This is a genomic window from Myxococcales bacterium (genome assembly GCA_012517325.1).
Lineage (GTDB): Bacteria > Lernaellota > Lernaellaia > Lernaellales > Lernaellaceae > JAAYVF01.
The window spans coordinates 12,483-33,130 of record JAAYVF010000121.1; the positions used below are offsets into that span (position 1 = coordinate 12,483).

General features: G+C 64.0%; 17 protein-coding genes. 5 read left to right on the forward strand and 12 right to left on the reverse strand.

The window, feature by feature from the left end; all coding sequences use genetic code 11:
• Positions 1-5 precede the first annotated feature (5 nt).
• The 6 genes from GX444_19795 to GX444_19820 form a co-directional block, all read right to left on the reverse strand.
• Complete coding sequence (locus GX444_19795; protein ID NLH50824.1) at positions 6-2,081, reverse strand: transpeptidase family protein; 2,076 nt, start codon at positions 2,079-2,081, stop codon at positions 6-8.
• On the reverse strand, positions 2,068-2,442 hold the full coding sequence (locus GX444_19800) for a hypothetical protein (protein NLH50825.1): 375 nt from the start codon (positions 2,440-2,442) through the stop codon (positions 2,068-2,070). The genes GX444_19795 and GX444_19800 overlap by 14 nt, the downstream gene beginning before the upstream one ends.
• 30 nt (positions 2,443-2,472) lie before the next feature.
• Complete coding sequence (rsmH, locus tag GX444_19805) at positions 2,473-3,399, reverse strand: 16S rRNA (cytosine(1402)-N(4))-methyltransferase RsmH (protein NLH50826.1); 927 nt, start codon at positions 3,397-3,399, stop codon at positions 2,473-2,475.
• Positions 3,399-3,845 carry a division/cell wall cluster transcriptional repressor MraZ gene (gene mraZ / locus GX444_19810; protein ID NLH50827.1) on the reverse strand — a complete coding sequence of 149 codons (447 nt, stop codon included), beginning with the start codon at positions 3,843-3,845 and terminating at the stop codon, positions 3,399-3,401. The genes rsmH and mraZ overlap by 1 nt, the downstream gene beginning before the upstream one ends.
• Positions 3,846-4,061: 216 nt before the next feature.
• On the reverse strand, positions 4,062-4,469 hold the full coding sequence (locus tag GX444_19815; GenBank protein NLH50828.1) for an NUDIX hydrolase: 408 nt from the start codon (positions 4,467-4,469) through the stop codon (positions 4,062-4,064).
• Positions 4,469-6,154: a serine/threonine protein kinase gene (locus tag GX444_19820; protein ID NLH50829.1), complete on the reverse strand. Its 1,686-nt coding sequence runs from the start codon at positions 6,152-6,154 to the stop codon at positions 4,469-4,471. The genes GX444_19815 and GX444_19820 overlap by 1 nt, the downstream gene beginning before the upstream one ends.
• Before the next feature lie 251 nt (positions 6,155-6,405).
• On the opposite strand from GX444_19820, the gene GX444_19825 reads away from it, so the two are divergent.
• Positions 6,406-7,023, forward strand: a complete 618-nt coding sequence (locus GX444_19825) for an MBL fold metallo-hydrolase (protein ID NLH50830.1) — start codon at positions 6,406-6,408, stop codon at positions 7,021-7,023.
• A gap of 16 nt (positions 7,024-7,039) precedes the next feature.
• Positions 7,040-8,224 (forward strand): bifunctional phosphopantothenoylcysteine decarboxylase/phosphopantothenate--cysteine ligase CoaBC, encoded by a 1,185-nt coding sequence (coaBC, locus tag GX444_19830; GenBank protein NLH50831.1) that lies wholly within the window; start codon positions 7,040-7,042, stop codon positions 8,222-8,224.
• 6 nt (positions 8,225-8,230) lie between these two features.
• On the opposite strand, the gene GX444_19835 is transcribed toward coaBC, so the two are convergent.
• The 5 genes from GX444_19835 to GX444_19855 form a co-directional block, all read right to left on the reverse strand.
• On the reverse strand, positions 8,231-9,418 hold the full coding sequence (locus GX444_19835; protein ID NLH50832.1) for an amidohydrolase: 1,188 nt from the start codon (positions 9,416-9,418) through the stop codon (positions 8,231-8,233).
• A gap of 73 nt (positions 9,419-9,491) precedes the next feature.
• The gene (locus GX444_19840) at positions 9,492-10,736 is read right to left on the reverse strand and encodes a DegT/DnrJ/EryC1/StrS family aminotransferase (GenBank protein ID NLH50833.1); all 1,245 of its coding nucleotides are present in this window, start codon (positions 10,734-10,736) and stop codon (positions 9,492-9,494) included.
• 142 nt (positions 10,737-10,878) lie between these two features.
• Positions 10,879-11,337: a hypothetical protein gene (locus tag GX444_19845; GenBank protein ID NLH50834.1), complete on the reverse strand. Its 459-nt coding sequence runs from the start codon at positions 11,335-11,337 to the stop codon at positions 10,879-10,881.
• 12 nt (positions 11,338-11,349) lie between these two features.
• Positions 11,350-12,693, reverse strand: coding sequence for a DUF3999 domain-containing protein (locus tag GX444_19850; protein ID NLH50835.1), 1,344 nt, complete (start codon positions 12,691-12,693; stop codon positions 11,350-11,352).
• Positions 12,690-15,023 carry a DUF2339 domain-containing protein gene (locus tag GX444_19855; GenBank protein NLH50836.1) on the reverse strand — a complete coding sequence of 778 codons (2,334 nt, stop codon included), beginning with the start codon at positions 15,021-15,023 and terminating at the stop codon, positions 12,690-12,692. Before GX444_19855 ends, GX444_19850 begins: the two co-directional genes overlap by 4 nt.
• Before the next feature lie 170 nt (positions 15,024-15,193).
• On the opposite strand from GX444_19855, the gene GX444_19860 reads away from it, so the two are divergent.
• The 3 genes from GX444_19860 to icd all read left to right on the forward strand — a co-directional run bounded on the left by GX444_19860 (position 15,194) and on the right by icd (position 19,977).
• Positions 15,194-17,404 carry a hypothetical protein gene (locus GX444_19860; protein NLH50837.1) on the forward strand — a complete coding sequence of 737 codons (2,211 nt, stop codon included), beginning with the start codon at positions 15,194-15,196 and terminating at the stop codon, positions 17,402-17,404.
• Positions 17,405-17,540: 136 nt separating this feature from the next.
• Positions 17,541-18,713, forward strand: a complete 1,173-nt coding sequence (locus GX444_19865) for a citrate synthase (GenBank protein ID NLH50838.1) — start codon at positions 17,541-17,543, stop codon at positions 18,711-18,713.
• A 1-nt stretch (position 18,714) separates the two neighbouring features.
• A complete protein-coding gene (gene icd / locus GX444_19870) occupies positions 18,715-19,977 on the forward strand; it encodes an NADP-dependent isocitrate dehydrogenase (GenBank protein NLH50839.1) in 1,263 nt (420 codons plus the stop codon).
• Between the two features lie 11 nt (positions 19,978-19,988).
• On the opposite strand, the gene GX444_19875 is transcribed toward icd, so the two are convergent.
• Entirely contained in the window at positions 19,989-20,402 is a 414-nt protein-coding gene (locus GX444_19875; protein ID NLH50840.1) for a hypothetical protein, read from the reverse strand.
• Positions 20,403-20,648 lie beyond the last annotated feature (246 nt).

The following is a 20,648-nucleotide window of genomic DNA, read 5'->3' on the forward strand; positions in this document are numbered from 1 at the left end:
CTCTCTCAACCCTGCGGTGAAAATTCGACCGTGACCTGTCGCGGTTCGGTCAGCCGGGCGCCGGGCGCCGGATCCTGACGCACCGCGACTCCCGAGCCTTGCAGCGACACGTTCAATTTGAGCTGATCCGCCAATTTGCGGGCCATGCGCATCGACAGGCCCAGAAAATTCGGCATCACGTCCTCTTCCGTCGTCACCAGCACCGGGTCGTCATCCACTTCCGCGTCGAGGCGGCGCGTGGCGTGGCTTTCGAGCACGGCGGCCAGCTTGTTCTCTTCCTTCTGTCGCGCGGCGAACACGCCCAAGTAATCGAGCGAGCGCACCGCGATTTCGCGGAAGGCCGGTGCCGCGACGATGCCACCGTAGCCGGTGCCCGCGGGCTCGTCGACCACCACGATGATCCCCAACCGCGGGTCCTCGCCGGGCACCAGGCCGACGAAACTGCCGACGCGCTTGGTCGGGTGATATTTACCGGTCCGCGGGTCCACCTTGTAGGCGGTGCCGGTCTTGCCCGCCACCAGAAAATCCTTCAGCGCCGCCTGCGTACCTGTGCCGCCTTCCTGCGTGACCAGCGTCATCATCTGCACCACTTCACGGGCGACTTTCTCGCTCAACACCCGCCGCACAATCTGCGGATTGTTGCGCTGGATCACCGTGCCGTCCGCCGCGATCACTTCCGACACCAGGTAAGGCTTCATCAGGCGGCCGCCGTTGCCGAGGGTCGCCATGGCGTTGAGCAACTGAATGGAAGTGACGCTGATGCCCTGGCCGTAACCCTGGGTGGCCAGGTCGATCGGATACCAGGTTTCGTAGTTGCGCATCTGACCCGTGGTTTCCACCGAAAAGTCGACGCCGGTCCGCTGGCCGAAACCGAAATTCCGGAACCCTTGAAACATGCCTTTGTTGCCGACGCGCAGGGCGAGCTTGGCGGCGCCGATATTCGAGCTGACGCGAATGATTTCCGCCGGGGTCAGCGCGCCGTGCGCATGCGTATCGTGAATGATGTGGCCGCCGAACGACCACGACCCGCCCTGGCAGTCGATTTTCTCGTCGAGGCGGACCTTGCCGTCTTCCAACGCGATCGCCACGGTGATCGGTTTCATCGTCGAACCGGGCTCGTACATGTCCAGCGTCGGGTGATTGCGCCGGTCGAAGGGCTGGGAACGGCCCGCCTGCTCGGGTAGGAACGACGGGCGATTGGCCATGGCCAGGATTTCGCCGGTGCGCACGTCCATGACCAGCGCCCAGGTCGCCGCCGGGTGGTGCTTTTCCACCACGCCGTCCAGCGCCGTCTCGGCGAACCATTGGATTTTCGAATCCAGCGTCAGGCGCAGGGTACGGCCGTCCTGGCGGCCGACGGTGCGCACGCCCTCGGTATAAAAAGTCTGCCCCTTGGCGTCCTTCATGGCCGCGATGTGGCCCGGCTCGCCGGCCAGGGTCTTATCGAATTTTTGTTCCAGCCCTTCCAGGCCCAGCAGGTCGATGTTGGTGAAGCCGAGCACGGCGGCCGCCATGCCGGCGAACGGATAGCGGCGCTCGGATTCCTTGATCCGACCGACGCCGAGCAACAGTTTGGGATCGGTCTTGTCGAGCACCGCGATCTGTTCCGGCGGCACCTTGCGTTTGATCCATTCGTAGCGGCGGCTGCTTTGCAATTTCTGCAGGACGGTGGCTTCGTCCAGTTTCAGGATCGTGGCGAGGAGATGCGCGGTTTCCGGCGGCGTTTTGACGAATTTCGGATCGACGAAAATCGAGTCGGTATCGATGGTGATGGCCAGGCGTTCGCCGTTGCGGTCGATGATTTCGCCGCGCGGCTTGGCCAGCTCGATCGCGGTGTTGTGGCGGATTTCCGCTTCCTTGGTCAGATCGTCGTGGCAAAAGACGGTGAGATAGACGGCCCGGGTCGTCAGCGCCAGAAAGCCGATCACGAAAATCAGGAAAACGAGGGAAACCCGCAGGCGGCGCATTTCCTCGAAATCGGCCGAGGCGCTGGCGACGACCGGCCGGGCCTGCCAGGAACGGACAAACGCCGGGTGCCGTTGCCGGTAGCGGTTGCGGATGTCGAGGCTAACGGGTCTCACCGATGACGACCACCTGTTCCGGTTTCGGCGCGGCCAGGTTCAGGCTCGGCGCCAGTTTCTCCAGCCGTTCGGGGCTGCGCATCACCTGCCATTGCACACTGAGATCCTCGGTCTCCATTTCCAGCGACCGGACGCGTTCGCTCAAAACCGACATTTCCTTGGCGTAATGGACCGCCTCGCTGCGCACGCGCACCAGCGAAAATACCAGCAGAAACCCGAGCCCCACCGCGCCCACCGTCAGCAGGACGCCGCTCCACCCGATGCGCTCGTCGAGCAGAGACAACAAAAACCGGCGCCAACCGGCCTTTTTCGCGATCGGCCGCCGTTCGCTCCGGGAACGCGAGAAGATCAGTTCCGTCATGATCGCATCCTCACCGCCGCTGTTTTTTTTTTATTTCTTTTCCGCCACCCGCAGCTTGGCGCTGCGAGCCCGCGGATTTCGTTCGATTTCCGCCTCGGTCGGCACGATCGGTTTGCGCGTCAGCACCCGCAACCGCGGCTCTTTACCGCAAACGCAACGCGGCAGGTCGGGCGGACAGGTGCAACCTTTGGCCGCCGCGCGCCATTCCTGCTTCACCAGCCGGTCTTCCAGGCTGTGGTAGGTCACCACCGCCAACCGGCCGCCGGAGCGGACGGCCCGTTCCGCCGCCGCGAGAAACGCGGCCAGCGCGCCCAGTTCGTCGTTCACCGCGATGCGCAGCGCCTGAAAGACCTGCGTCGCCGCGTCGACGTCCCGCCGCCGGGCGCCGCCCACGGCCCGGTGCACCAGCTCGCGCAGCACCGTGCCCGTGAACGGCAATCCCGCCTCGCGATGGGCCAGCACCGCCCGGACCACCGCCGACCAGCGCGGCTCCTCGCCGTACTCGCGCAGGATGCGGCCCAATTCGGCCGCCGGCAGCCGCCGCAGCAGTTCCGCCGCGGTGTGCGGCGCCCGCCGATCCATTCGCATGTCCACTTCCGCCTCGCTGCGAAACGAGAACCCGCGCTCCGGATCGTCGAGCTGAAAGCTGCCGAGGCCCAAATCCGCGCAGATCGCATCGACCGATTCGATTGCGAAAGAACGAAGCACTTCCTCGAGATCACGAAAATTCGCCCGGACAAAGCGAATGTGCCGAAATCGCGCCAGGCGTGTTTGAGTCAGTTGAAGCGCCGCGTCGTCCTGATCGAGCGCGATCACCGTGCCGCTGTCGCCCACCGCTTCCGCGATGGCTTCGGTGTATCCGCCCGCCCCGCAGGTCGCGTCGACCACGACGCTTCCCGCCGATATCCCAATGCCCTCGAGAACCTCCGCCAGCAGCACCGGCAGGTGCGCCGGCATCAGCTCAAGTCCGCCGCCAGGGCGGCTTTCGCCTCCGCGAACTGTTTCGCCGATTCCGCGAAGACCTTGGCCCACGATTCCGCGTCCCAGATCCGGAAGCGGTCCGTGGCGCCCACGACGATGATCTCGTGGTCCAGCCCGGCCTGATCGCGCAGGTGCTGCGGGATCAAGAGCCGCCCCGCTGTATCCAGCGCCACCGCGTGGGCCGGCGTGACGTAGAAGTTGCGAAACACTTCCACCCGCGGGTCCATCTGCGGCCGTTCCTGGAATTTCCGTAAAAACTTATCCCAGACCGGCAGCGGCACGACTTCCAGGCAGGAAAAACCCTGATCCTGGTAGTTGGTCACCACGAGTTGGTCGATCGCCTGCTTTTCGAGGATCTCCCGGTAGGGTTTGGGTACACTGGCCCGACCTTTGATATCGATCTTTATCGGGTAGGTGCCCATGAACTGCACAGGGTTCCTCACACACTTTTTGGGTTTTCATGACACTGGGCGACATTTTGCCCCACCATTTCCCACATGTCAAGAAAAAAAGTTTTCCGAAACGCAACAAACTTGCGATTAAATCAGGCGATTTTTAGGTAGCGGGGGAACGATCCTATATATGGATTTTTCGCATCTTGGATCGTCCATATCTGGGATTTTCGGCAATAAAAGAAACTAGAATTTGCGTTCGAAAAAGTCTTGCAGAATTTCGCGATGATCGAAGGCCAGCGGCAGCGCGAAAGCCTGTTCGCGGTCGAAAATCCCCACGTTTTTCGCATCGTCGGCCGCTTGTGGAGTGCCGGAAGCCGTGGCGAGGAACACCGTGGAGATCGTATGGAACCGTTTGTCGCGGCGCGGATCGGAATAGACGTGAAACTGCCGTTCCAGCGTTACGTCCAGGCCGATTTCTTCCTTGGCTTCACGAAGCGCCGCCTCCTCGGCGGACTCGCCGTAATCGATGAATCCGCCGGGGATGGCCCATCCGTAGGGCGGATTTTTCCGTTCGATCAACACAATTTTCTCGTCGGGAAGCCGGATGATGATATCGACCGTCGCCAGAGGCGTGCGAGGCAGGGCGTGCATCAGTTTTTATTCCGTTGCGACTCGTAAATCTTGTTGTACGTTTTGACCCAAGCCGGATTGTTTTCGATTTGGATCGCCCAACCGTAGTATCTCAACGCCAATTCGTTGTTTTCCTGGCGCGCGAAACCGTCCGCCACCCGAACCAGGTGAATGGCCATTTCGTGCCGTTTGTTTTTCGCGGTCAGATTGGAATCGTCGTAGAAATAGGCCAGTCGCAGGCACGTGCTCGCGTTCAACAGCGGCGGCCGGACGTACCAACTGCTCTCGAACAGCCGATCGCCCAGGCGGGTCAAAACGCTGCTGGTCGTTTCGTTGGCGAGAAACGTCAGGCCGACCAGCAACAGCGCGAAAACGACCGCGCCGCCCAGGATGATCGGCGCGACCCATTTGTTTTTTTTCGCCGGCAATGCGGTGCTTTTTTTGATCCGGCGCGCCTCTTTCGGGGTCAGCGCCACGGTCGGCGCGAGCGCCGCGCCGTTGCTTTTTCCGGCGGCGACCTGCAGCAGCAGATCGCGGTTTTTACTCGCCGGGTACTCAGCCAGGTGTTTTTCCAGCAAGACCCGTGCCTCGTCGGGTTGGGCGGCGCCGATCAATTCGTCGGCCTGCACGCGGACGGCCTCGTCCTTCTCGGCCAAGTCGCGCAATTCCTCGAGTTTTTCGATGAACCCGGCGTGGGTCGAATCGGGCGGCGTGAGGTCGAGCAGCACCTCGTAGGCCTTGCGCGGCTCGCCCGCCGCCACCAGGCGGTCGGCGCGGGCCAGCGGATCGTGAAACGATTTGCCCTCCGGCCCGTCGGTCATCAGCACGGTTTGTTCCAACCCGATGGCGGGGACGGACGCCGGGGCGGCCGCGTGTTGCATGGTCCGATCCACGAACGTGAGCGCCGCCACCAGATCGGCCGCCGTGGCGAAGCGGTCTTCCGGCGCCTTGGCAAGGCAACGGTGCACGACCGCGGCCAGTTCCTCGGGGATGTTGGGGCGAATCGTGCGCAAGGGGAGCGGCATCTGGCGCAGATGGGCGGCCATGATTTCCGACAGGCTCTGGCCGGCGAACGGCGGCGAGCCGGTGAGCATTTCGTACATCAGAATGCCCAGGGCGTAGATGTCCGACCGCCGGTCGTTGCGGCCTTCCCACTGTTCGGGCGCCATGTAGGGGGCGGTGCCGAGCACCTCGCCGTCGGCCGTCAGGTTCGCGCCGCCGGCAATTTTGGCGATGCCGAAGTCCATCAGGGTCGCGTTGTCCTGCTCGTCGAGCATGATGTTGACCGACTTGATGTCGCGATGAATCGCCCCGTTTTTGTGGATGTAATCGACCGCCCGGCCGATCTGGATCATGATGTCGGCGACCAGATCGGGCGGCAGGCTGTCGGTCCGGCGGATGCGCGCCTTGAGGGTTTCACCGCGCAGGTACTTCATGACGTAAAACAGGTAATCCTGTTCCTGGCCGACGAAATAGACGGGGACGATGTTCGGATGGTCCATGCGGGCGAGGATCTTGATTTCCTCGTGGAAGCGCTTGACCAGTTTTTCGTCGGACACCAGGTGCGGCGGCAACACTTTGATCGCCACGCTACGGTCGACATCGAAATCGATCTCGCGCGCCCGGTAGACGGCGCCCATGCCGCCCATCCCGATCTTTTCGACGATCTGGTACTTGCCCGCCAGAATGGTGCCCGCTTCAAACATGCGTTTTGCCGTGTACCTCGAAAAAAAGCCCGTCGCGCCATCGGCCACGCCGACCGCTGGGATTTGGAATTGCCGCAATGTCGGGTATTTTAGTGTGGCAACGGCGGGAAAGGCAACACGAAATCGCGCTTTTTCCGCGCGGGCGCAAAACGGGCGCCGCGAAAATATTCCTGGCCGGCGCGGCCGGATCGGTTGACCGCCCGCCGGACGATGAATAGGATATTTCACCTCGTTAAGGAGCAACTGCCGGAATGATTATCAGACACCTCGAAGCCGGCCCGCTGGCCGTCAACTGCTTCATCGTCGGCGATGAGGCGACGCGCCGGGCCATGGTCATTGATCCGGGCGGCGACGTGCCGCATATCCTGGCCCTGCTGAAAGACGCGGACCTGACGTGCGTCACCATTTTCAACACCCACACGCATTTCGACCACATCGGCGGCAACGCCGAGTTGAAAGCCGCGACCGGAGCCGAATTGGTGACCCATCCGGACGAAGCGGCGCGCCTCGGCCACGTCAACGCGGAAGCGATGCTGTTCGGCATGGCCGTGCCCGAAAGCCCGCCGGCCGACCGCACCGTGGTCGAAGGCGACCGGCTCACCATCGGCGAACTGACGGGAGAAATCGTCGAACTGCCCGGCCACAGCCCGTGCGGGCTGGCGGTCCTGTATCCGGGCCACGCGTTCGTCGGCGACGCGCTCTTCGCCGGGTCGATCGGCCGCACCGATTTTCCGGGCGGCAGCTTCGCCCGCCTCACCGCGGCCATCCGCGAAAAACTGTTCGTGCTGCCCGACGACACCGTCGTCTGGCCGGGGCACGGACCGCGCACGACGATCGGGCGGGAAAAGCGGACCAATCCCTTCTTTTAACGAACGGAGGCGTCTCATGTTGGCGGGAAAGAACGTGTTGTTGGGCGTGACCGGCGGCATCGCCGCCTACAAAACGGCCGAACTGCTGCGCCTGCTGGTCAAGGCCGGCGCGCACGTCGACGTCGTGATGACGAAAAACGCCGCGCAGTTCGTCGCGCCGCTGACCTTTCAGACCCTTTCCGGCAATCCGGTCCACAGCGAGACGTTTCGCCTGCTGGAAACCTCCGACATCTCGCACACCAGCCTTGCCGAAAAGGCCGACCTGGCGATCGTCGCCCCCGCCACCGCCAACCTGATCGGCAAATACGCCGGCGGCCTCGCCGACGATCTGCTCTCGACGATCCTGCTCGCCACGCGCGCGCCGGTGCTGCTGGCCCCGGCGATGAATCCCAAGATGTGGGACCACCCAGCGGTGCGCGACAACCTGCAAAAGCTGCTGTCGCGCGGCGTGCACTTCGTCGGCCCCGAGGCGGGCGAAGTGGCCTGCAAGGACGTCGGCTACGGGCGGATGTCGGAACCGGCGCAAATCTTCGCGGCGACGCTGCCGTTGCTCGTCAAACGGGACCTCGCCGGTAAAAAAATCGTCGTCACCGCCGGGCCGACGCGCGAACCGCTCGACCCGGTGCGCTTCCTGTCCAACCGCTCCAGCGGCCGCATGGGCTACGCCATCGCCCGCGCCGCCGCCGCGCGCGGGGCGGAGGTCACGCTCGTTTCCGGCCCGACGCACCTGCCCTGCCCGAACGGCGTGCTGCGCTTCGAGGTGGAAACCGCCGACGAAATGCTGGCCGCCACAAAAAAAGCCTTCGCCAAGGCGGACTCGCTGATCATGGCCGCCGCCGTCGCCGACTTCAAACCGCGGCAATCGCACGACACCAAGCTGCCCAAGGCCACGTTCGCTTCGCACCTGGAGCTCGAAAAAAATCCCGACATCGTCGCCACGCTGGCGGCGAAAAAAGGCAAGCGGTTCATCGCGGGCTTTGCCGCCGAAACCGGCGAGGCGGTAGCCAAGGCGCGCGAAAAGCTGAAGCGCAAGGGACTCGACGCGATTCTCGCCAACGACGTGGCCGAACCCGGGATCGGCTTCGAGGCGGCGGAAAACGAGGTGCGGATTCTGTTCGCCGACGGCCGCGAGGCCGCACTGCCGCGGATGGAAAAAGAAGCGCTGGCCTTCGCGATCCTCGACGCGTTGTTCGCGAAATAGCGCTTACTACGCGCCCGCTTCGAACCCCAGCCGCAGCCAGAACTCCAGGCCGAGGCGCAACGCCTCCTCGTCGATGTCGAAGCGCGGACTGTGGTGCCCTTCGGTGATGCCGCGCGCCACGTTGCCGGCGCCGATCAGCACGAACGCGCCCGGCGCTTTTTCCAGGTAAGCCCAGAAATCCTCGGCCGCCAGCGACGGCGGGTCCGGCCGCACGTTCGCGGGGCCGACGATCGCCTCGCACAACGGCCGCAGCGCCCGCACGGTTTCCGGATCGTTGATCACCGGCGGATTGTGGTGGTCGAAAAACGAAACGTTCGCCGCGGCGCCGAAAGCCGCCGCGACGCCCCGCGCGGTATCTTCGATTTTCTTCATCAGGACAGCGCGGCGCGACAAGGATAAAAAGCGGATCGTGCCCGCCAGGCGGGCGCGGTCGGCGATCGCGGTGCGGGTCGTGCCGGCTTCCAGGATGCCGAGGTGCACAATCTGCGGCTCGATCGGATCGACGCCCAGCGCGGCGCCGGCGCGCAGCGACACCGCGAGTTGCGCCGCGACGGCCAGCGCGTCCACCGTGCCTTCCGGCATACCCGCGTGTCCGCCGCGTCCCTGGATTTCGACATCGAACGATTGCGAGCCGGCCAGCACCGGCCCCGGAATCAGCCGGATCGTCCCCACCTCGAACGTCGAAAACAGGTGCAGGCCGTACACCGCATCGACGCCGTCCATCGCCCCTTCGACCACCATCGACACCGCGCCGGTCGCCCCGCGCGTCGCCGCGCCGGGCGGCGGCGTTTCCTCCGCCGGCTGGAACAACAGCCGCGGGCGGCAGGTCAATTGCTCGCGATGGCGCGCGAAGGCGACCGCGGCGCCCAGCAGCATGGCAGCGTGCGCGTCGTGGCCGCAGGCGTGCATGACGCCCGGATTTTCGGAGGCGAACGGCAGGCCGGTCCGTTCGGCGATCGCCAGCCCGTCAATGTCGGCCCGCAGGGCGATTCGCTTTCCGCCGGCATTATCGCTCTCGGCGATCAACCCGGTCCCGGCGACCGGTCGCGGCCGCCAGCCCGCCTCGCGCAGCCGCTCGGCCAGCCACGCGCTGGTCTGCCGCTCGTCCCACGAGGTTTCCGGATGGCGATGCAGATGGCGCCGCCATTCGCGCACCTGGGGAAACAACTCCGCCGCCAATTGCCGGCAATCCATCTGGCGATCCCCCCGAATGAAAAAGGGCCCGGCCGCCGCAGCAACCAGGCCCGATCATGCTGGAATACTCGATCTACAGCAACTCGCCCACGTTTTCCTGGATCTTCTTAATCGCCTTGATAATATCGTCGATGTCTTCCTGGCCGCCCATCAAGTAGGGATAATGCACCCACACTGCCTCTTCCCAGGCCGCCTTTTGGGTAACCGGGCAATCGGCCGCGTGTTCGGCGGTGATCGCCTCGCCGTAGCGCTCGCGGATCGCCGGGTAATAGTCCGCGGTGACCGGGAAGATCGGCCGGCCGGGAATCGCCACGTAGAACGGGCCGTCGAACTCGATGCCCTCGGCCTCGAGCGCCGCCAGGAACTTGTCGCGGGACAGGCCTTTGAAGCCTTCTTTGTGGTACTTGAAAATGAACTGATAGTGATGCTGCCGCGTCAGGCGTTGATCGCGCTTGATCGTCTCGAGTCCCTCGATCTTGTCGAGCTCGGCGGTGAGGTAGTCGGCGTTCTTTTCGCGCCGGGCCGTCCGCTCCTCCAGCTTCTCGAGCTGGGCGATCAGCACCGCCGCCTGGAACTCGGAAATGCGGTAGTTCCAGCCCACCAGGTTTTCCGGAAAATCGTTGTAGCCGGTTTCCTTGCGGCCACAATTCACCAGGCTGTGCAACCGTTGCATGTTCAGGTCGTCGTTGGTCAAGACGATGCCGCCCTCGCCCGCCGTCATCAGCTTGCTCGACTGGAACGAGAACGAACCGTAATCGCCGATCGACCCCAGGCCCTTGCCGCGCCAGCGGCCGCCGTGCGCGTGCGCGCAGTCCTCGATCAGGGCCAGCTTATGCTTTTTGGCGATTTCCGTCAGGCGGTCCAGGTCGGACGCCGAACTGCCCAGGTGTACGCAGATGACCGCCTTGGTCTTCGGAGTGATCTTCGCCTCGACGATGTCGGGGTCGATCGTGTAATCGCTCGCCTTGATGTCGGCGAACACCGGCACGCCGTTGGTGGTGACGACCGCCGCGGCGGTGGCGATCCAGGTGTAGGGCGGCACGATGACCTCGTCGCCGTATTTCAGGCCGGCGGCCCGCAGGCACATCTCCAGCGACACCGTGCCGTTGGCGCAGGCCACGCCGTACTTCGCGTCGTGCGCCTTGGCGAATTTTTCGTTCAACTCGCGCGCCTTGGTGTTTGGCGACGGGTAACCGCCCCAACTGCCGCTGTCGAGCACCTTCAGCAGCTCTTCCCGCTCCCGTTCGGTGAACGGCGGCCATTGGGGCCAGGGTTTGGCGCGTACCGGGGATCCGCCGTTGATTGCCAGCTTGCCCATGATTCCACTCCTTCATTCGCACGGAATATTTTTTCAGCGTTCGTAACACGAACCTTTAATTCGTGCGCATCGTATTTGAAGCACCGTTCAAAAGTCAATTTGAAAAATCGTGCTTGCCGAAGCAAACCGTACATTAAACGTTTCAAAAGGAAAATCCAAGCCGATACACCAGTTGGCCGAAGCCGAAACTGGCGGCGTTGGCGATGAACGACGCCGCCACCGCGCGCCAGAAGGGGATCGGCCGCGCCACCGTGAAAAACGTCAGGCTTTCGATGACGCCCACCAGCAACTCGCCGGTGACCACGTAAAACACGAAAGGCCTGCCCCCCAGGAGAACATGGGGAATCAATGCGAAAAAAAACGCGCTGTTCGCCAACGCCAGCCGTAGCGACCGCGACACGGGCCGCCAGACGAACCACAGCAGCGGATGGGTGATCGCCGTGCCGGCCATTCCGCCCAGGGCGCCCCGCCCGAGCGACACGTATCGCCGGGAAAGCAGCACGAAAAACGGCACCTCCACCGCGAAGGTGAACAGGTAGGCGTGGAACCACCGCAGGCAGTAAGCGGGATCGGTCAGCAGCGTCCAGATACCGGCCGTCATTCGCGACTCCGCTCAAACGGCGCCGGGTTTGCCGGCCTGGCGCACGAGGCGATAGACCAGGAAACCCAGGATGCCCAGGGCGGCCAGGAGCACGATCCACAAATACGCCGCGTAGCGCTCGCTCCAGGGCTGATCGCCGCCGGCCTCGGCCCGATAAGTCGGGTTGGCTTCCAACGCACCGATCGTCGCCTGCCCCACGCCGCCGCGCTTCAATTCGTCGATCAGCCGCGCCAGATCGTAGATCGGCGCCTTGGCGTCCGGATTGCCGGCGTAAAGCGCGTAGGATTTGCCGGGCCGCGCCTGGAAATAGAACTTGACCGGAATCCGCCCGAGGCGCGCGGCGCGATAGGTGAGCGGCTTGTCGTCCTGGTTGATGATGCGCACCTGCAGATAGCGGAACGGCGTCGCGGGCAGGTCGATATTCAGGGATTCGGCCGTGGTTTTCTCGCTCCGGTAACGGTAGACGATATCGCTCGCGACGTTTTCCCAGGGCGTTTCCTCGGTTTTTTCCAGCGCGGCGCCGTCCTCACGCTGGATTTTCCGGGTGCGCGTCGCCGCCGAACGCCCATACACGACGACCCGCCGCCAGAAATTGTCGTCGGCGAAGTCGAGGCGCAAGTCCGCGAGGTGGAGGTGATTGGCGCCGGCGTCGAAGGTCAGCCAGGTTTCCTTTTCCTTGGGTTTTTCGACCGTTTCGATCAGTTTGGGTTCAAACGTCACGAGCGGGTCGGCCTTTTGGTCGATCTGCAAAATACGGACGCGTTCGATCTCGAGGCGCGGCGGATCGTCGGCGTCGCGATAGACCGTCAGCCGCAGATAGCGGAAATCGTTCGGCGGCAGGGCGACGTGCGATTTTTCGAATCGTCCGGTCCCATCGACGCGGAACAGATAGGCCTGCTCGCGGAGCATCTTCCATTGCTCACCGTCTTCGCTGCCCTCGACCGAAACCCGCCGGCGAAAGGCGACGCCCGCCGTTTCGATCACCACCGCGTCGCGAAAAATGTGCTGCCCGACATCCGCCGTCGCCGTCGCGCTCACTCCCGGTTGATAGGCCTGGTTGAAAATGTTCACCGGCATTTCAATCCGTACCCGCTCGCCGCGGTTTTCGCGCGCGACGTAAGGGACCTTTTCGTCGTCGCCCGTCTCGACCAACCGCAAATCGGCCAGGTCGGCCCGCGCGGCGTCGAGCAAGGCCGGCGGCAATTCGGCGCAGGTCAGCGCGGCGTCACCCTCGGCCGTCGTCAGCGCGGCGAGCAACGGCCAGTCGGCCAGCTTTTCCGGAACTTCGGCGGCCGCCGAGACGAGGCCGATCAACAGCAGAACGAAGAGCGGCGAAAGCCAGGCGCTCCGATTCATCGCGCACCTCCCTGATCCGCGGCTTGCCGCCGTTTTTCGACCCGATGGTAAAGATAGGATGCGCCGATCATCAGCAACCCGACCGCGAGAAAAGCGAAGATGCGATACAGCGGCGCCAGGTCGGCCATGTCGAGCAGAATCAACTTGAGCAGCGTGACGCCGATCAGTGCCAGCGCCGCCAAGCGGAGACCGCGCCACTTGTACTGGAAGCCGCCGATCAGCAGGGCGATCGCGTAAAGCCCCCAGGCGATCGAAAGATAAACCTGCCCCAACCAGCCGCCGGCCTGCCGGTCCGCGTAAGTCTCGACCGGGTAGGAATAGACCTCCAGACTGACGGCCAGCAGCAACATAAACAGCCCCACGATAAACAACCATTGCCGCAACGTGCCTTCCGCCTGCGAAAGGATTTCACGCTGCCGCCGCCCGGCGACCAGCGCCCAAGTCAACGCCGCCAGCACCGCGAGGTTGGAGGCGAAACGTCCGTTCAGGAAGATGAGGTAGCCTTCCGGTCCATTGACGTCGTATTGCCGCACCGCCAGGATCCAGGCGATCAACAGGAAAAACAGCGCGCCGCCGCGAAGCGCCGCCGCGCGGCTCCGCCAGCCCCACCAGGTGTAAACCGCCGAACCGATCGCCCAGATCGCCGCCGCGACCGGCCAGACATAAGGACGCCAGGAGACGTTTTGCGCCTGGCGGAGGTAGATGATCCAGGAACCGATTTCCTCGTGCAGCAGCCCCAGCAGCAACAAACCGCCGGCGAGCGCCGCGGCCAGGCGGAACCCCCGGTCGGTCTTCGTGCCCGCGTCGCGAAAACGCTGGTGGATGAAAACGAGCGCGAAGGCCGCCAGGGGCACGCTGACCGCGCCCGCGAACGGCCGGTTGAAAAACAAGGTGAAAAAACGCGCGTGCAGCGGCAAATATTCGAAAAGCAGCCGCAGGGCGGCAATGGCCACAATCACGGCGCCGCCGACGCGCACCGGCAGATAGCGGTAGCGATAGCCCAGGTACAGCAGCACCGGGCCTTCAATCGCCCAGGCCAGCGTGATGCCGTGGACCCTCAGGTGCAGCGGCACGGCCAGGGTCAGAAAGGCCACGGCCAGCGAAACGAAGCCGAACAGCGCCTTGGCGTCGGTCGCGACGCGCCGCCGCACGAGGATGCCCAGCGCGAGATAGCAGGCCGCCATGAACAGCGCCACGAAGCCCAGGACGTAACCGTGTTCGTAATTCAAAATCGCGTAGGCAAAGCCGAACACTGCCAAGGCGTTGGCCAACGCCATCAGAAATCGTTCCATCACCACCGGAGTTCCCTGCCGCAAGTGGTAGACGAACGGCAGCGGCAGGAAGATCAGGTAAAACGCGCCGAGCCAGGCGGTCGCGGGCAGCCAGGCGGGATAATCGAAAAACTTCGCGTACCACCCCCCGAACAGCGCCATCGTCCCGACGAACGAAAGGATGTCGAGAACCCGCCAGCGGCGAAAAAAGGCCACGCCGAGCACGGCCAGGTCGAGCAGGGCCAGGTAGCCGAACAACGCGTCGCGCGCGTCGACGCCGGTGGAAACGAGCACCGGCGCCAGAAAAGCACCAAGGATCGCCAGCACGGCGATCGGCTGCGCGTTGCGCAACACCGCCAGCGTCATCCCGAGCGCGGCGATCAGCACGAGGGCGACAAAAGCCAGCGACTGCGGAATCAATTGGTAAAAGCCGTGCGCCGCGAACGCCGATAAAAAGAGGATCGCCAGCCCGAGCCCCAGGAGGCCCTGGCCGAGCGCGACCATCTCGCGGCGGAGACGCTGATCGCCGACGACGAGCAACACGATACCCGCGACCAGGCCCAGGCCGACACGCGCGGTCGGCCCCAGCCAACCGCTGTCGAAGGCGTACTTGATGAAGAATCCCGCCGCCAGAAACAACACCACCGCGCCGACGTAGGTCATCCAGCGCTTGCCGATCATCCCCTCGAGATCGGTCCAGGGTTCCTTCGCGGCCGGTTTTTCCGACGCGGGTTTTTCCGGCGCCGGAGGCGGCGGCGGGGGCGGCCCGGCCGCCGGTGCGACGGGAATCGCCGGCGGGACGGCAACCGCGACGATTGGCGGCGCTGTGGCGGGCTTGATCTCCGGCGGCGCGACCGGGCGCGGTTCCGGAGGCGCGGCTGCCGGCGGTTGCGCCTCTGGCGCCAGGCGTTGATTCAGTAGTTGTAGGTTCTTTTCGAGTTTTTCGATCCGCAGATTCAGCCGGCTCGTTTTACTCCAGGCCGCCAGGCCGGCGAACGCGCCAACGATCACCACCAGCCCGAGAAAAAGACCCAGCAAGCCGAGTCCGAGCTCCATCATGGCCTTCGTTTCTCCCGCGAGCCGTCGCCACGGCGGTTTTCCCGCGCCTCAAAAGCCTATTTTTCACTGCGCGAAGGTTTTTGAATCGACAGAATCCATAGTATGATATTTATCGCTCGGCTGGCAAACAGTCGCGGCAATGATTCGGCCGTGGAAAAAGGGATGCGCCGATGAACAAGACAATCCGGTTTCTCTTCATCCTGACGCTGCTGGCCGCCGGGTTATTCGGTTGCGCCGGCGGCGACGACGATGACCCCGGATCAAGTCCGGGGCAGGCTCAAGATGATGACGACGACAACCAAGCCGACGACGACAGCCCGACGCCGTCGCCGACCCGAACCGTGTCGATCCTCGTGCCGGCCGACGCGCCGGAAGCCGCGCGGATCGCTGCGAACGACGCCGCGGAACTGCTCGACCGGGTGCCGACGCTGCGCGTGCTGGTGGGCGAATCGCTGGCCGCCGACGGGCAAACGATCAACATCGTCGTGGGCGATCCGGGCATCCTTCATTCGGCCTTCACCGACACCGAACTGGCGGCGATGACCGCCGAGTCGTTCCGGTTGCGTCGCACCGTGCTGGACGGGGCGATTGTCTATGCGATCGCGGGCGCCGATCCGCGCGGTCTGCAATACGGGCTGTACGACCTGCTCGAAATCCTCGGCTTCCGCTTCTTCCACCCCGAGCAGACCTACGTGCCTGACGAAGCGACGCTCGTCTGGCCGGAGGAACTCGACATCTTCGAGGCGCCCGACTGGCCGCGGCGCGGTTTCCACGTGCACACGATGCACCCCATCGAGGCGTCCGAGTTTCTGCTGGTCGCCTCGCCGCGCAACCTGACCTACGCCAAACACCTGATCGATTGGCTGGTGCGCAACAAGCAGAATTACTGGCAGTTCGAACTGCTGCGGACGGTCGATTACGACGCGATGGCGCCGTATTTCCAGGCGCTGGTCGACTACAGCCACGCCCGCCAGACCGACGCCGGCCTCGTGGTGACCTGGGTCTTTCAGCAACAGAAAGCCTGGAAGCTGCTGCCCAACCCTTACACCGAGCAGCGCGCGCACCTCGAGGAACGGCTCGCGCAGATCATGCAGGTGAACTGGGACCACCTCAACCTCGAAATGGGCAGCACCGAATTCACCCAGGTCCAGGACACGCTCCAAGTCGCCTGGATGAACGACACCGTGGAGTACCTGGCAGCCAATTATCCGGCCACCGAAGCCTCGGTGAAGGTTCACTGCTCCAGCGAGCAGACCGCGCCGAACTACGGCGACATCAATTTCAATTACCTCGCCCAGGTCGCCGACCAGCGCCTGGGCATCTACCCGCACACAGTGATGTATTACGGCTTCCAGGGGCCCGCGCCGGTCTACGGCAACAAGAATTTCGACGAGCTATACGACTGGATGCTTTCGATGATCGACGGCGTACGCAAAGTCTATTACTACCCGGAATCGGCCTATTGGTGCTCGTTCGACATCGACGTGCCCCTCTTCCTGCCCGTGTACCTCTACAACCGCTGGCGCGACATCGCGCTGCTCGCCGATAAAAACCTCGACGGCCACGTGACGTTCACCTCGGGGCACGAATGGGGCTACTGGCTGACCGACTGGGCGATCGGCCGCTTTCTTTGGGATTCCACCCAGGACTGGACCGACGCCCTCGCCGACTTCACCGTCATTTTCGGCGACGCCGCGCCCCAACTGACCGAGGCCCTGCGCCAATTGACTTTGCTGCAGCAGAAAGCGCTGATCGATCAGAACCTCGCCAGTTATCTGGCGGGCGAGGACACCTGGGACGAACTGGGATATCTCTTCGGCAGTACGACCCATCCGCAACCGGTGACTTTCGCCGAACTGTATCGCCTGTCCGCCGCCGACCTGAACCGGTTCGAGACCAAGGTCGTGGGCAATCTCGAGCAAATGCGCGACCGGCTGACCGACCTGGTGGCCCTGGTCGAAACCGCGCGCGCGGACGTGCCGTCCGCCGCGTTGCCGTGGTACGAGGAACTGGCCGACGGTTTCGCGGTCGATTTCTACCGCGCCGGGCACGCCTACCATCTGTACGCCGGCGCGGGGGCCCGCCGCTTTCACGAACTGGGTCTGGCCGCCGACGGCGAGGCGGTCGCGCAGGATCATTTCGGCAAGGCGCGCGCGATCAAGCAATTTTTTCTGGCGGCCCAGGAACGCCGGGAGGCCCATTACCGCTATCCGCTCGATTATTCGATCGGCTGGGAGCGCAGCGTCACGTCCTACGACTTCCACTACCTTTACCAGGCCGCGACGGGCTACTGGTACGAGCGCTACGAAAAACAGGCCATCGACAAGGATTTCAACCCGCTACTGATGAACCTGATCGACCCGATGTGGTTCTTCTTTTAATCGCGCCCCTTCATTTTTTGCTTGTTTCGCCGGACCGGGTCGGAAATAATTGGTTCCTTCGGCTCGTGCAACGAAACCAACATCAATTAAACCGGCGCGCCGCGACGAAGGCCGTCGCCGTGCCTGGAGGTGGCCCATGACCAATCCTCAGGTTCCGCCCCCCGACGGTTCCGAATACCGACCCGGTTTGGAAGGCGTCGTCGCGTCCCGTTCCAGCATTTCTTACGTGGACGGCGAAAACGGCGTCCTCGAGTATCGCGGCATCGACATCCGCGAGCTCACGGCCCACAGCACCTTCGAGGAAACCACCTTCCTGCTGTTGTACAACCACCTGCCCGACCACCGGGAACTGGCGCAGTTCACCACGCTGATGGCCCGGCAGCGCGTGCTGCCGCACGCCGTGCGCGAGGCGATCCACAACTTCCCGGTGAGCATGCATCCGATGGTGGCGCTGCAGGCCGGCATCGCGATGCTGGCGGGCGACGATTACTTCGCCGACGAAATCGGCACCCAGCGCAACAACATCAAGCGTTGCTCGTCGGTCGTCGCCAAGGTGCCCTCGCTTGTCGCGGCCTTCGAACGCCACCGCAACGGCGAGGAGCCGATGCCGGCGCAATCGAAATACAGCCATGCCGAAAACTTCCTGTTCATGATGACCGGCGTCCAACCCCACCCGGAAGCGGCGCGGGTGTTCGACAAACTGCTGATCATGCACGCCGACCATTCGACCAACGCCTCGACCTTCACCTGCCGGGTCATCGGGTCGACGCTGGGCAACATCTATTCGTCGATCTCGGGCGCGGTCGGCGCGCTCAGCGGGCCGTTGCACGGCGGGGCCAACGAGCGCGTGCTGCGCATGCTCTACAGCATCGGTTCGCCGGACAACGTCGAGGCGTTCGTCGATGAGCAGATCGCCACCGGCAACAAGATCATGGGCATCGGGCACCGGATCTACAAAACCAAGGATCCGCGCGCCGAATTGCTGCAGGAAGTGATCCCCCGGCTGTTGGAAATCCAGGGCGGCGAGGAAAAACAAACGTTGTACCAGACCGCGTTGCGCCTCGAGGAAGTCGTCAACCAGCGTCTGGGACAGAAGAAGCTCTATCCGAACGTCGATTTCTATTCGGGCATCGTGCTGGAAATCCTCGGCGTGCCGTCCGACCTGTTCACCACCGTGTTCGCCTTGTCCCGCGTCGCCGGCTGGTGCGCGCATTGGGTCGAGCAGGTTTCGGCCAACCGGATTTTCCGGCCGAAGCAGGAATACATCGGCGATCATCACCGGCCCTACGTGCCGATGGAGCGTCGCTGAAATGACCCCGCGCTTCGCTAAGCTCACGCCGCCCGCCGGTGAGGCGATCGCCTACGGTCCGGCCGGCATTCGGGTGCCGACGCGGCCGATCGTGCCGTTCATCCGCGGCGACGGCATCGGCCCGGAAATCTGGGAAGCAACCCGGGCGGCGGTCGAGGCCGCCGTCGCGCAAGCATACGGCGACGGACGCGCGCTGGTCTGGTTCGAGGTCTATGCCGGCGCGGCGGCCGCCGCGGTTTACGGCCCGAACGTCGTTCTGCCCGACGACTCCCTCGCCGCGATCCGGCACTACAAGGCGGCGATCAAGGGCCCGGTGGAAACGCCGGTCGGCGGCGGCATCCGGTCGGTCAACGTCGCGCTGCGGCAGGCGCTGGATTTGTACGCCAACGTGCGGCCGGTGCGGTATCTGCCCGGCTTGCCCTCGCCGCTCAAGGCGCCGGAAAAAGTGGACCTGGTGATCTTTCGCGAAAACACCGAGGACGTGTACGCGGGCATCGAATGGGCCGCCGGCTCGCCCGAGGCGCAGGCGCTCATCGCCCACCTGAATCAACACTACCTGGCCGGCCGCGAACCGCTGTCGCCGGAGGCCGCGATCGGCCTCAAGCCGATGACCCGCCGCGCCTGCGAACGCCTCGTCCGCCGCGCCGTGGCCTTCGCCCTGGCCGCCGGGTATCCGTCGGTCACCCTGGTGCACAAGGGCAACATCATGAAATTCACCGAGGGCGGGTTCGTGGAATGGGGTTACGAACTGGCCCGCGCGGAATTCGGCGAACGCACCCTCACCCGCGCCGAACTGACCGGCGCTTTGCCCTCCGGCAAGGTGCTGATCAAGGACCGGATCGCCGACGCGATGTTCCAGGACCTGATCCTGCACCCCGAGGAACACGCGGTCGTCGCCACGACCAACCTCAACGGCGATTACCTGTCCGACGCCGCCGCCGCGCTGGTCGGCGGGCTCGGCTTCGCCGCCGGCGCGAACCTCGGCGACGAACTGGCGGTGTTCGAGGCGGTGCACGGCACGGCGCCCGACCTGGCCTGCCGCGACGTGGCCAATCCCAGCTCGCTCATCCTGACGGCTTACGAATTGCTGCGGCACCTGGGTTGGACGGAGGCGGCGGAACTGCTGCTTGGCGCTTTACGGACGGTCATCGGCAAGGGCTGGGTGACGGCGGACGTCGCCTGCTGGTTGCCGAACGTGGTGCCGTTGTCCTGTTCGGAATTCGCGGCGTCGGTCGTCGAGGAGATTCGCGCCGCGGGCGCCTGAACGCTTTTCGCTCAACCGCCTTTTGCGATGAGCGCCTTGGCCGACGCGCCGGAGAGGTAGAAACCGCGGCGCCGGGTCATCTCTTCCATCCGGGTCTGATCCGGGAAATGCTTGCGAAATTTTTCAAAGATGAAATCGAACTCGCTCTCGGGGAAATAACGGGTGACGATGCGGCCCACCTCGCCGATATCGAGGTAGCGGAAGCGGATTTCGATCACCGCCTCGGCCGGTTCCTTGTCGTGGGTCGGCGCGTAAAATTCCTCGGCCACCCACATCGACAGCCGCGGATCCTTGATGTGCATCTGGTGAACGCGCTCCATCAGGAACCGCCACATCTGAAAAATCTCCGCCGGAACGTAGCGCGTCTCGCCCGACTTTTTCGGATCTTTCGACAGACTGCACCGGATCATTTCCACCATTTCCATTGCGCGTCTCCCTTTTCCCTTGCCCTGTGCTTTTTTCGCCGCCGCCGGTCTCGCTTCTCGGCGCAAAATAGCAAATTCGTTCCGGTGGCGCTAGATCGGCTTTTTCCGGTGTATTAGCTTAGCGACTTTGTCCCCTGTAACTGCTTAGCGATTATGTCCCCCATGAAGAAGGACATGATTTCGATGACTCCCAAGGAGTTACAGCGGATGAGGTTGCTGGTCTGCGTCCTGGAGGGGCAGCTGCCC